The following is a 12,153-nucleotide window of genomic DNA, read 5'->3' as shown; positions in this document are numbered from 1 at the left end:
ACCGCTGAAGCTCTTGGTTTCCACCGAGGTATAGATCGTCGGTACGTTGAAGATCTTCGCTGCCTTGGCCAGGCCCACGGTGTTGTTCTTCAGCGTCTGACGATCGATCGATTGCACGCCGAAGGACATTTGCGGTTGGTGGTCGATCAGGATCAGGGTGGAGTTGGTTGGGTTGAGCAGTTCGCGGTTGGACATGATTGATTTCCTTATGAGTCGGGAGTGTTGAGAGATTGAATTCGGCAGCAGCTTGTCGTTTCGGTCAGTGGCTGCGGCATGGGTGTACTTTATTGTTCAATATCTCTCGGGACAATCCGGCAAAAACGGGAATCATTGATTCTAATAAAGAGACAATTCGCTCAGTGCCCGAGGGCGCGTGACAAGCCAGGTTGGCTTGTCACGGTAGAGGTCTAGACCTCCCCCAGCAATTGATCGGCGATACGAATGCTCAGCGCGGCGCCGGTCAATGTGGGGTTCACGCAAGACGACGAGGGCATCACGCTGGTTCCGGCGATAAACAGGTTGGCGTGGTCATGGCTGCGGCAGTCGCGGTCGACCACCGAGTTTTTTGGATCGTCGCCCATGATGGTGGTGCCCATGATGTGCTGGCGGTTCTGGAAGTTGACATCGGTGCCGAGGATATCGGCGTCGAGCAGGTGGGCGAACTGCTTGAGATCCTCCAGCGCCTTTTCCTTACCGGCATGCCAGTAGTCAGGGACACTGTAGTAGATCTCCGGCATCGGCAGGCCAATCGCATCGAAGCGCGTCTTGCTCGGTGTGATGCGGTTTTCCGGCAGCGGCAAGGTCTCGAAGTCCACTGCCCAGTTCAGCGAGCGTGCCGACTGCAGGCGTATCTGTTCGTCGAGCTTCGAGCCGAGCACGCCCTTGGCGATCAGGTTGCCGGTGATCTGCGAGGTCGGGACCGTGTTGCGGACCTTGATCTTGTAGCTCGGGTAGTCCTTGCGGAAGGCGCCGTCGCGGCTGTTCAGGTACACCAGCAATTGGGTCGGTCCCTCGCCGGGCCACATGTCCTCCTTGGTCATCACGTTCATGCTGACACCGGTGTGGTCCATCAGGTTGCGGCCGACCTGGTCGGAAGTGTTGGCGATACCGTTGGGGTATTTCTCGGACGTGGACATCAGCAACAGCTTCGGCGATTCGATGCCATAGGCCGCCAGCACGAAGTAACGGGCGGTCAGGCGATGCTGGGTCTTGTCCGGGCGCATGTACCAGATCGCGGTAATCTTGCCATTGTCGCCGGCCTCGATCTTGTAGACCACCGAGTTGTCCAGGAGCTTGGCGCCATGACGCTCGGCCTCGTCGATATGCATCGAACCATCGTACTTGGCGGCAATCGGACAGACCGGGTTGCAGTTGTTGTTGCCTGCGCACGGCGGGCGCTTGCCATAGGGGCGGGTGGCACGGCCATTGGGTTCGAGGATCGGGTGGTAGCCACCCTTGCTCAGCAGGGTCGAGAGGCGCTGGAACATATAGCTCGGCTTCAGGCCCTGCATCGGGTAGGGGATCGAGCGCGGCGGATAGGCCTTGCCGCCCTGGCCGCTTTCGTCCTGGCCATCGACCCCGGAGACGCCCAGCTCGGTTTCGGCACGGGCGTAGAAGGGCTCCAGTTCGTCGTAGCTGATCGGCCAATCGCGCCCTCGGCCATAGAGGGCGTTGAGGCGGAAGTCGTTGGGTAGCATGCGCCACAGCGAGGAGCCGAAGTGCCAGGTGGTGCCGCCGACCACGCGCAGGTAGGAGGTGTTGTATTTGACCGGGCCGACCTGCTGCAGGTAGTCGCCATAGGTGGACGGCGCGTGCGGCAGGCTCGGATAGGGCGAGCCGGCACCCTGCAGCTTGGTATTGGCCAGCGACAGTTTGACTGCGGAATTGCGGAAGGTCTCGACGATCTCGCGACGGTTCACCCGCGGGCCTGCTTCGAGGATGATCACGGATTTGTTCGCCTTGGCCAGGTTGCTGGCAATCAGGCCACCCATCACGCCGGAACCGATGACGATCACGTCGGCGTCGTAAGCCATGCTGCTCATAGTTTGAAATCCTGAGTGTCGGCTGGCTTGCTGCCCCAGGAGTCGGGGCCGCCACCGTAAGTTGGGATGATGAGGATGCCGTGGGTCGGGCGGTACATCAGTGCCTCGGCGTAGCTGACCAGCTCGGCGTCGGCGAGCTCGCCGACGGTGCCCAGGTACCAGGCCGAAATGATGCTGGTCGCGGTCGCCTTCAATGATGGGTCGGGGTTGGCCTGGGCGAGGTATTCATCCACATGCTTGAAGCCCTGTCCGACGATCAGTTGTTTGAGGGCAGCGACATTGCCGCTGAAATTCGCCGCGCGCCGGCTCAGGGCGCGGTAGTAGCGTGCCGCCAGGACCGGGTTGACCGGTCGGCTGACCAGGAATTGCGACAAAACGATAAAGTCCTGGTCGCTTTCGGCCATGGCCATGACCGGTTGCCAGGGGCCGAGACCACCGACCAGGGCCGCCAGGCCCAGGGTGACCGAGCCGCTTAGCAGGCTGCGGCGGGACAAGACATGGGAGGGGGCGGATGGAACGGGCACGTGTTTGTCAGTCATCGAAGTTTCCATTGCTCAGGCTTCCCTATACCGACGGCGAACATTGAATCTGAACAGGGCCAGGATGATCAGCAGGCCGAGAATGATCAGGCCTGGCACGCTGAACTGCGCCAGCACGGCGAGCGGCGCCTTGGGGCCGCCTTCGCGTACGCGCGCCACATCGGCGGCGGTCACGCTCGGTTCGGGATTGCCGTAGTGGGACAGGACATAGTTGCTGACATCGGCGATCTGCTGGTCGTCGAGGCGATCGGTGAACCGCGCGTCGGGACCGAAGGCCGGCATATCGATTGCCACGCCGTCGACTTCGCGGTGCACACCGTAGACGATGGTCGCGATCAGGTTGTCGCGGCGGCTGGTCGCGGTGTTATGGAACAGTGATGGGTACTCGCGGGTGCCCTGGCCGTTGGCCTGGTGGCAGTTGGCGCAGGTGCCGCTGAAGATGTGCCAGCCCGGATTGTCCTGCGGGTTGCCGCCGCGCAGGCTGAGCTCGTCGCTAGACGCCTGGCCGAAGGTATGCCGGGCCTGGCGCTCGTCGCTGGTGATGGGGCGGGTCTGCAACAGGTAGGCCGCGATGGCCTTGAGGTCATCTTCGGCGAGGTACTGCAGGCTGTGCTCGACCGCCTCGGCCATGGGGCCGGCAGCCTGTGCCTTGCCCTCGACATGGCCGCTGCGCAGGTAAGCGACGATCTCGTCGTTCGACCAGGCACCGATCCCGCTGGTCTTGTCCGAGGTGATGTTCGGTGCGTACCAAGTCCCCAGCGAGCCGCCGGACAGCGCCTTGTCATTATCCGCGGCCATCAGGAAGTTGCGCGGGGTATGGCAGGTGTCGCAATGGGCCAGCGCATTGACCAGGTAGTCGCCGCGATTGACCTGCCTGGACTTGCCCGGATCCGCCACGAAGCGTTCCTGGCGGTGGAACAGGAGGTTCCAGCCGAGCATCGAGGTGCGGATATTGAACGGAAAGTCGAGTTCGGTCTTGCGGCTGGGCATATCCACCGGCGCGACTTCCTGCATGAAGTACTGATACAGGGCGGCGACATCGCTATCAGTCAGCTTCGCGTAGGACGTATAGGGCATCGCCGGGTACAGGCGGGTGCCATCCGGGGTCACGCCGTCGCGCACGGCGCGGGAGAAGTCTGCCTGGCTGTAATTGCCGATACCGGCGGTTTTCGAGGGGGTGATATTCGTCGAGTAGATGACACCCATCGGCGAGTTGAGTGGGTAACCGCCGGCAAAGGGCTTGCCTGCGTCGCTGCTATGGCAGGCCACGCAATCAGCGGCCACCGCCAGACGCTTGCCTGGCGAAGCACTGGCATCGAGCGCCTGGCCATGGGCCGCCAGGCTGACCGCCGTCAGGACCAGGCACCCTGCGATCGTAATCTTCATGGGTTTTGCCTTGCGCGCACCTGGCAATGGCTGACCCATCCTCTGCGGATGCATAGGTAACTCCTCATGGTTTGGCCCACACGCGTGATCTTGGTGGGGAGGGCCAAAGTTTTTTCCTAGTCATACGATGTCGTACATTGCGATCAATATTTCACATGAGGTAATCTTTCTCAACAAATATGGCAAATAGCCATTATTTATTTTTTCCAGTAGATGGCTCTGGAATGGGTATTTCAGCGTGGTGTTGGCCGGAAACATCGTGAGTGCGATGGGACGGCAAGAAAGAAAGTTGTCCTTTTTGACTCCCTCATACTTGAGAGCCAGCGGGTGTTTTGGCTTGTGCGTTTGTGGCGTGGTACGACGTCATGTTCAAGAAAACGTGCCAGGCATTGCGCTGGCGGTGCCTGCACTGTCGCCAGGCGGGCCCGAGTGGCGATGGAGTACCGACACGGTCCCTTCACCTGGCATTACGCAGGGCGGGGAAATACACACATAACAGGGCTGTGCGATCAGCACCCTATGAGGAACCACCGATGAACTGGCTCAATGATGCAAAATTCTCGACCAAACTGATCACTTCCTTTGTCCTCTGTGCCTTGATCACACTCGCTGTGGGAATGCTTGGCATCAGCGGTGTTTCCGCGCTGTCGGCGCGCCTGCAGGCGGTGTTCGGCAACAACCTGGTCTCGGTCGCCAACACGTCGCAGACCAAGACCAAGGCGGTTGGCCAGATGCGCGACATGTACCGGCTTTATGTCGCCACCGCCGGCAATGCCCCGCAGAGCATGAAGGATGAGTTTCTCGCCTCGATGAAAGGCAACCAGTTGGCCAGCGAGCAGGCGTTTGCCGCGTATCGCAAAGGGCTCCTGGCTGAAGACGAGCGCATTGCCGGCGACCAGATGGCCCGCGACTGGCCGGTCTACCAGGCGATGGTGCAGCAGTATGTGGCACTGATGGCGGCCGGCGACCTGGAGAAGGGGTACCCCCTGCTGCTGGGTGACCTGCAGAAGGCTTATCGCAAAGTGATGGATCAGTTGACCATCATGATCGACTCCAATGATCGCCAGATCAGTGAAGATGCCAAGGCTGCCAAGCTTCAAGAGGTGTCGGCCAGGACCCTGTTGTACAGCGGCATTATCGCGGCCTTTGTAGCTGCGTTGCTGTTGGGCCTGTTTATCAGCCGCCTGATCAGCCGACCGATTGCCACGGCGGTCGATTGCGCGCAACGCATCGCCCAGGGCAACCTGACCCAGCCCATCACCAGCCAGCGCCGCGATGAAGCCGGCCAGTTGCTCAAGGCCCTGGGGGACATGCAGGCCAGCCTGAAGTCGACGATCCAGCAGATTGCCAGCGCTTCGGATCAGTTGGCTTCCGCCGCCGAGGAACTGACGGCTGTCACCGACGATGGAAGCCGTGCCTTGACCCGGCAGAATGACGAGATCCAGCAGGCGGCCACGGCTGTGACCGAAATGACCTCGGCAGTCGAAGAGGTGGCTCGCAATGCCGTCTCCACCTCCCAAGCTTCGCAATCGACCAGTCTGCAGGCCAGCAATGGCCGCGACCAGGCACGTAACGCGATGCTGGCGATCAACAATGCAACCCTGGAAATCACGTCATCCACCGGCTTGGTCAGGGACCTTGCCGTGCAGGTTCGCGATATCGGCAAGGTGCTGGACGTGATTCGCGGGATCGCCGAACAGACCAACCTGCTGGCCCTCAATGCGGCCATCGAGGCCGCCCGCGCCGGTGAGCAGGGGCGCGGCTTCGCCGTGGTCGCCGATGAGGTTCGCGCCCTGGCTGCGCGCACCCAGGCGTCCACCGGTGAAATCGAGAGCATGATTCGCTCGGTACAGAACCGTGCCGACGGCGCAGTCGAGGCCATGGGCAAGAGCCAGGCGCTGGTGACCGAGACCCAGGGCCTGGCCCAGACCACTGGCGAGGCCCTGGAGCAGATCGCCGACGGTATTGCGCAGATCAATGACCGTAACCTGGTGATCGCCACGGCTTCGGAGGAGCAGGCCCATGTGGCCCGTGAGGTCGATCGCAACCTGGTGAATATCCAGAATCTCTCGACCCAGTCCGCCGCCGGTGCGCACCAGACCAGCGCTTCGAGCCAGGAATTGTCGAACCTGGCCCTTTCGTTCAACACGCTGGTCAGCCGTTTCCGCCTCTGACCCTATGTGCCAGGAATGGTACTGACTTGCCCATGCACCGAATGCGTTCGGGTAGCTACTTAGCGGCCTGATGCTGGTTATTGCTGGGCTGGAGCCAGCCGCGCCTCCAGCTCCGCCACCTTCGCCTCCAGACTCTCCAGCCGCGCGCGAGTCCGGGCCAACACCACCATCTGGCTGTCGAACTCTTCCCGGCTGACCAGGTCCAGCTTGCTGAAGCCGCTCTGCAACAGCACCTTGAACTGGCTTTCGAATTCCTGGCGGGGCAGGGGTGTTTCACCGCTGAACAAACGGGAGGCGTGGCCGCTCAGGGCATCGAGGAAAGCTTTGGGCGCAAGCATGGCTAAGGTTCCGGAAACAGATTACCGACCAGTGTACCACGCAGTGTCTATAGTCATTTCCATGGGGCGGGCGCACGGTTATCGCGCATCGCGCTGGCGCAGTGCGCACCGTTGTTGTGCGTATAGCCCGGGCGCAACGTGCTTTTTCACCCTCCATAGCGACCAAGGGACTGAAATCATTGGTTTTTACGGAGCTGGCAAGCTTTCTGCTTAGTTGCCAGTGACCCATGCACTGATGCAGTCGCTGTGACGAATGCAGTGCGGCAGGCGAAGCTGGGAAGTTTCGCCGGCAGCGGTTAGCTGGCGTCGGGCGGTAGATGTGGACCGACGATGCGTTACAAAGCCAGGCACTGCGCTTAGACTTGAGTCGGGTTTGTTTTCCTGGGGCAAGTCCACCAATTCGGGAGAGAGTTTTCATGAAGCTAGTCACTGCCATCATCAAGCCGTTCAAGTTGGACGACGTGCGCGAGTCGTTGTCCGAGATCGGCGTGCAGGGCATTACCGTTACTGAGGTCAAAGGCTTCGGTCGGCAGAAGGGTCACACCGAGCTGTATCGCGGCGCGGAATACGTGGTCGACTTCCTGCCCAAGGTGAAGATTGATGTCGCCATTGACGACAAGGATCTTGACCGGGTTATCGAGGCGATAACCAAGGCGGCCAACACCGGCAAGATTGGTGACGGCAAGATCTTTGTGGTCAATCTGGAACAGGCTATTCGCATCCGTACCGGCGAAACCGATACCGACGCAATCTAAGCCGCCAAACCCCAACGCCCCAGGAGAAAACAATATGACTCTGCGTAAATTCGCAGGGCTAGGAGCCCTGTTGTCCCTCGTAATGCCGGCCTTGGCCATGGCGGCGGACCCGGTACCTGCTCCAGTCCTCAATTCCGGCGATACCAGCTGGATGCTGACCTCCACAGCCCTCGTGCTGTTCATGACGATCCCAGGCCTCGCGCTGTTCTACGGCGGCATGGTGCGTTCGAAAAACATTCTTTCCGTGATGATGCAGTGCTTCGCCATTACCGGGCTGATCACCGTTCTGTGGTTCATTTATGGCTACAGTCTTGCGTTCGATACCACCGGGATGGAAGCCAACGTCGTCAACTACAACTCCTTCGTCGGCAGTATGGCCAAGGCCTTCCTCGCGGGCATCACGCCGGCCAGCATCACCGGGCCGACGGCGCTGTTCCCCGAGGCGGTGTTCGTCACCTTCCAGATGACCTTCGCCATCATCACCCCGGCGCTGATCGTCGGTGCCTTCGCCGAACGCATGAAGTTCTCCGCGATGCTGGTGTTCATGGGCGTGTGGTTCACCCTGGTCTATGCGCCGATTGCGCATATGGTCTGGAGCGGCCCGGGTTCCCTGCTGGGCGACTGGGGCGTGCTCGACTTCGCCGGCGGCACCGTGGTGCACATCAACGCTGGTGTTGCCGGCCTGGTGGCCTGCCTGGTGCTGGGCAAGCGCAAAGGCTTCCCGAGCACACCGATGGCACCACACAACCTCGGTTACACCCTGATGGGCGCGGCCATGCTGTGGGTCGGCTGGTTCGGCTTCAACGCCGGTTCCGCCTCGGCGGCCAACGGCACCGCCGGTATGGCGATGCTGGTCACCCAGATCGCTACCGCCGCCGCTGCGCTGGGCTGGATGTTCGCCGAGTGGCTGACCCACGGTAAGCCAAGTGCCCTGGGCATCGCTTCGGGTGTGGTCGCCGGTCTGGTTGCCATTACGCCTGCTGCCGGCACCGTGGGCCCGATGGGCTCGCTGATCATCGGCCTGGCGGCCGGTGTGGTGTGCTTCTTCTGCGCCACTACGCTGAAACGCAAACTGGGCTACGACGACTCCCTGGACGCCTTCGGCGTGCACGGTATCGGCGGTATGCTCGGCGCGATCCTGACCGGTGTGTTCGCCGCACCGTCCATGGGCGGCTTCAACACCGCTACCACCGATGTCGCCGCACAAGTCTGGATTCAGTGCAAAGGCGTCGGCTTCACCGTCATCTACACCGCGATTGTCACCTTCATCATCCTCAAGGTGCTGGATGCCGTGATGGGGCTGCGTGTGACCGACGAAGAAGAGTCGGTGGGCCTGGACCTGGCGCAACACAACGAGCGTGGCTTGAACGTGTAACCGCACTGAAAAAAAATGCCCGGCTTGCCGGGCATTTTTTTGCCTGGAGTTTGTCATTGAAAAAGGGACTGAAAGGATTTATCCAAAGGCATTACGGCCAAAACCCCAGGGCGTTTTTGTAAGGGTCGATTGCTTACAGCAAAGCAAGAGGATTAGGCGCTTTGCTTTTTTCCACAGCGCGCTAGAATGCGCGCCGAAGGGCGGAGAACTGTATGTGGCAACAGACCCTGATTACCTTGCGGGCCAGGCCCCGGGGTTTTCATTTGGTGACCCAGGAGTTGCTCGACGGTTTGCCTGAACTCCAGGCGTGCCAGGTCGGTCTTTTGCATCTGTGGCTGCAGCATACCTCGGCCTCGTTGACCATCAACGAGAATGCCGATCCGGCGGTCCGTCGCGACTTCGAGCGTTTTTTCAACCGGCTGGTACCCCAGGTCAAGGCCGATTATGAACACAACGACGAAGGCGCGGACGACCTGCCGGCGCACTTCAAGGCCAGTTTGCTAGGCTGTCAGCTGACTTTGCCGGTGACGGCGGGACGGTTGGCCCTGGGTAGCTGGCAAGGTGTCTATCTGGGCGAGCACCGGGATCATGGCGGTGCTCGTAAAGTCCTTGCCACCCTTTACGGTGACGGGGCATAAGCCGCTGGTATGCAGCGGATGTTGATTTTTTTCCGGCGGCCTTCGACAGTCGGCACAGCTGGGCTATAACTAATCTGCTTTTCGCAAGTCATGAGGTAGAACATGAGCGACGATGATCTGGAAAACGACGACCTCGAGGTCGGTGAAGACGACGAAACCGAAGAAGGTCTGGAAGCGGCGTCAGCTGAAGATGTAGATGTTGCCGATGACGACGGTGGTGATGCACCGGTACCGACTGCCAAGGGCAAAGCCAAGGCTGCGGTGTCGGTTGACGAACTGCCGAGCGTTGAAGCCAAGAACAAGGAACGCGACGCCCTGGCCAAGGCCATGGAAGAGTTCCTGGCGCGTGGCGGCAAGGTGCAGGAAGTCGAGGCCAATGTGGTGGCCGATCCGCCCAAGAAGCCCGATAACAAATACGGCAGCCGGCCTATCTGAGTCTCAGCGTCGGTTTTCTGCTTTGTTGAAAAAGCCCGCCGTCGCTGCGGGCTTTTTCATGGGCGGACAGTGGTGTTTGGCACCGGCTGCGCCGGTGATCGCGAGCAAGCTTGCTCCTACGGGAGCGTGCGCTCAGCCAGGGATATTCCAGCCGGCCAGCAGTGCCGGTAGCTCGCTCAGGCTGCGAACCTGCGCATCCGGCTGCCGCTCTGCTTCCCAGGCCTTGCCCGTCGGGTTGTACCAGATTGCCCGCAGGCCGGCCTGCTGGGCCCCGGCGATGTCGTCCCCGGGGTGATCGCCGATATGCACCGCCGCGCTGGCCGGGACATTGCCGCCGCGCACCAGGGCTTCGTGGAACAGCCGTGCATCCGGCTTGGCAATGCCGATGTCTTCGGCACACAGCGCAAAGCGGAAATAGTCGGCGAGCCCGAGGCGGCGCACGTCGGCATTGCCATTGGTGACCACTCCCAGGGCAAAGGAGCGGCCCAAAGCCTCCAGGGTCGGCTCGACCTCCGGAAACACCTCGATCTGGTGCCTGGCGTGGATAAACACCTCGAAGCTCTCCTCCGCCAGCTGCGAAGCCTGCGCATGAGGATAACCGGCCTCTTCCAGGGCGTGGAACAGAACCCGCCGGCGCAAGGCGCTGATGCGGTGCTTGAGCGTCGGCTCCTTGAGCAATACCCGTTCGCGAATCGCCCACAGGTGTTCCACCGGCACGCCGCCCAGGTTCGGGGCATGCTCGGCCAGCCATTCACGCAAAACGGCCTCCGCGCTGTGGATAACCGGCGCGGTATCCCACAGGGTATCGTCGAGGTCGAAGGTGATCAGCTGAATCGTCATTACTCACTGTCCTTGCTGCGTTTGGCCCGGGGATGGGCGCTGTCATAGACGGTTGCCAGGTGCTGGAAGTCCAGGTGGGTGTAGATCTGCGTGGTCTTGATATCCGAGTGGCCGAGCAGCTCCTGCACGGCGCGCAAATCCTGGGACGACTCCAGCAGGTGGCTGGCGAAGGAGTGCCGGAGCATGTGCGGGTGCAGGTTCTGCCCCAGTTCGCGCTCGCCGGCGGCCTTGACCCGCAGTTGAATGGCCCGTGGACCCAGGCGGCGGCCTTGCTGGCTGACGAATACGGCGTCGTCGGGGGGATTGCTCAGGGCGCGCAACGGCAACCAGCTCTGCAAGGCTTCCCGGGCTTTGCGGCCGATGGGCAGGACGCGGGTCTTGCTGCCCTTGCCGTGGACCTGCACCAGGCCGTCGGCCAGGTCCAACTGCTCTAGATCGAGCCCGGTCAGCTCCGACAGGCGCAGGCCCGAGGAGTAGAACAGCTCGAGGATGGCCTGGTCGCGACGGGCGATAAAGTCGTCCTCCACCCCGCCGTCCAGCAATTGCAGGGCGCGGTCGGTATCCAGGGTCTTGGGCAGGCGGCGTTCGCCCTTGGGCGGTGCCAGGCCGGTGGCCGGGTCGTGGGTGCAGAGGCCTTCGCGGTTGAGGTACTGGTACAGCCCGCGCACCGCCGACAGCAGGCGGGCCAGGCTGCGAGAAGACTGGCCCTGCTGGTGCAGGCGGGCGATCAGGCGCCTCAGGCGTTGGATATCCAGGGCGCTCCAGCTGCCGATCTGTTCCTTGGTGCAAAAGCCCAGGACCTTGTCCAGGTCGCGGCGATAAGCCAGCAGCGTATGGGGCGACACCTGGCGCTCACTGCGCAGGTGCTCGCAGTAGGCGTCCAGCTGCCGCTCCATGGCTAGCGCACCGAGCGCAGGGCGGGGGTGAAGCGCGGAACCACGCGGCCCATGACTTCGGCGATGTAGCTGAGGAACAGGGTGCCCACCGAGCTTTTGTAGTGTTGCGGGTCACGGCTGGCCACGGCCAGGACGCCATGTACGCCCTGATAGCTGATGGCGACCACCGCGGTGGAGCCGATCTGCTTGCGTTGTTCTTCGCCGAACAGGAAGTCCAGCTCGTGCTCACGCAGGCTGCCGCTGATGCTCTTGCCTTCCGAGAGCAGGCCGCCGATGGCTTGCTGGGCTTCGGCATGGCTGACCCAGCGGCCCACCGGCATGGCGTTGTCGCCGAACAGGATCAGGCTGACGAAGGGCACCTGGAACTCCTGGCGCAGGCTGTCTTCCACGGCCATGACCAGGTCATCCAGGCTGGTGGCGTCCATCAGCGCTAGGATCAGGCGGCGGGTTTTCTCGAACAGGCGATCGTTGTCCCGGGCCACATCCATCAGTTGCGACAGGCGATGGCGCATCTCGATGTTGCGCTCGCGGAGGATCTTCATCTGGCGCTCGACCAGCGACACCGTATCGCCGCGTCGATGAGGAATGCGCAGCGCCGGCAGCAGTTCCTCGTGCTCGACGAAGAAATCCGGATTGGCCTCCAGATAGGCGGCGACCTGCGCCGCCTCAAGGCTCTGTGCAGGCGACTCGTTGGGCTGTTCGGCTGGAACCTGAGGCTGGTCGGTCATGGTATTG

12 protein-coding genes and 1 pseudogene are annotated in these 12,153 nt (G+C 61.8%); 5 read left to right on the top strand and 8 right to left on the bottom strand.

The annotated features are described in order from the left end of the window. The 4 genes and pseudogenes from M5C71_RS29360 to M5C71_RS29345 all read right to left on the bottom strand — a co-directional run. A pseudogene (locus M5C71_RS29360) lies at positions 1–195 on the bottom strand (hydrolase); the annotation flags it as partial. A gap of 212 nt (positions 196–407) precedes the next feature. After that, on the bottom strand, positions 408–2,042 hold the full coding sequence (locus M5C71_RS29355; protein ID WP_248769370.1) for a GMC family oxidoreductase: 1,635 nt from the start codon (positions 2,040–2,042) through the stop codon (positions 408–410). After that, the gene (locus tag M5C71_RS29350) at positions 2,039–2,581 is read right to left on the bottom strand and encodes a sorbitol dehydrogenase family protein (protein ID WP_247263072.1); all 543 of its coding nucleotides are present in this window, start codon (positions 2,579–2,581) and stop codon (positions 2,039–2,041) included. The genes M5C71_RS29355 and M5C71_RS29350 overlap by 4 nt, the downstream gene beginning before the upstream one ends. Positions 2,582–2,596: 15 nt before the next feature. After that, positions 2,597–3,967: a cytochrome c gene (locus M5C71_RS29345; protein ID WP_248769369.1), complete on the bottom strand. Its 1,371-nt coding sequence runs from the start codon at positions 3,965–3,967 to the stop codon at positions 2,597–2,599. Positions 3,968–4,500: 533 nt separating this feature from the next. Here M5C71_RS29345 and M5C71_RS29340 point away from each other — a divergent pair. Continuing rightward, positions 4,501–6,141: a methyl-accepting chemotaxis protein gene (locus M5C71_RS29340; protein ID WP_103499026.1), complete on the top strand. Its 1,641-nt coding sequence runs from the start codon at positions 4,501–4,503 to the stop codon at positions 6,139–6,141. 77 nt (positions 6,142–6,218) lie between these two features. On the opposite strand, the gene M5C71_RS29335 is transcribed toward M5C71_RS29340, so the two are convergent. Continuing rightward, positions 6,219–6,479, bottom strand: a complete 261-nt coding sequence (locus M5C71_RS29335; protein WP_103499025.1) for an accessory factor UbiK family protein — start codon at positions 6,477–6,479, stop codon at positions 6,219–6,221. A gap of 416 nt (positions 6,480–6,895) precedes the next feature. Here M5C71_RS29335 and glnK point away from each other — a divergent pair, with 416 nt between their 5' ends. The 4 genes from glnK (at position 6,896) to sutA (ending at position 9,682) form a co-directional block, all read left to right on the top strand. Next, positions 6,896–7,234, top strand: coding sequence for a P-II family nitrogen regulator (glnK, locus tag M5C71_RS29330; RefSeq protein ID WP_002555808.1), 339 nt, complete (start codon positions 6,896–6,898; stop codon positions 7,232–7,234). 34 nt (positions 7,235–7,268) lie between these two features. After that, on the top strand, positions 7,269–8,609 hold the full coding sequence (locus M5C71_RS29325) for an ammonium transporter (protein WP_103499024.1): 1,341 nt from the start codon (positions 7,269–7,271) through the stop codon (positions 8,607–8,609). Positions 8,610–8,821: 212 nt separating this feature from the next. Beyond that, complete coding sequence (locus tag M5C71_RS29320) at positions 8,822–9,247, top strand: secondary thiamine-phosphate synthase enzyme YjbQ (RefSeq protein WP_100942141.1); 426 nt, start codon at positions 8,822–8,824, stop codon at positions 9,245–9,247. Between the two features lie 102 nt (positions 9,248–9,349). Next, on the top strand, positions 9,350–9,682 hold the full coding sequence (gene sutA / locus M5C71_RS29315) for a transcriptional regulator SutA (protein WP_100942140.1): 333 nt from the start codon (positions 9,350–9,352) through the stop codon (positions 9,680–9,682). Between the two features lie 132 nt (positions 9,683–9,814). Here the strand turns inward: sutA and M5C71_RS29310 are convergent, their stop codons facing one another. Genes M5C71_RS29310 through M5C71_RS29300 form a run of 3 tightly spaced genes read right to left on the bottom strand, consistent with a single transcriptional unit; the run spans position 9,815 to position 12,146 of the window. After that, positions 9,815–10,522 (bottom strand): HAD family hydrolase, encoded by a 708-nt coding sequence (locus tag M5C71_RS29310; RefSeq protein WP_103499023.1) that lies wholly within the window; start codon positions 10,520–10,522, stop codon positions 9,815–9,817. Then, on the bottom strand, positions 10,522–11,418 hold the full coding sequence (gene xerC, locus M5C71_RS29305; RefSeq protein ID WP_103499022.1) for a tyrosine recombinase XerC: 897 nt from the start codon (positions 11,416–11,418) through the stop codon (positions 10,522–10,524). The genes M5C71_RS29310 and xerC overlap by 1 nt, the downstream gene beginning before the upstream one ends. A gap of 2 nt (positions 11,419–11,420) precedes the next feature. Next, complete coding sequence (locus M5C71_RS29300; protein WP_248769368.1) at positions 11,421–12,146, bottom strand: DUF484 family protein; 726 nt, start codon at positions 12,144–12,146, stop codon at positions 11,421–11,423. Between the last annotated feature and the right edge of the window lie 7 nt (positions 12,147–12,153).

The sequence above is a fragment of the Pseudomonas sp. MWU12-2345 genome (assembly GCF_023242385.1).
Lineage (GTDB): Bacteria > Pseudomonadota > Gammaproteobacteria > Pseudomonadales > Pseudomonadaceae > Aquipseudomonas > Aquipseudomonas gingeri_D.
The sequence above is the reverse complement of the archived record's forward strand: the minus strand, read 5'-3'. Positions and strand labels throughout refer to the sequence as shown.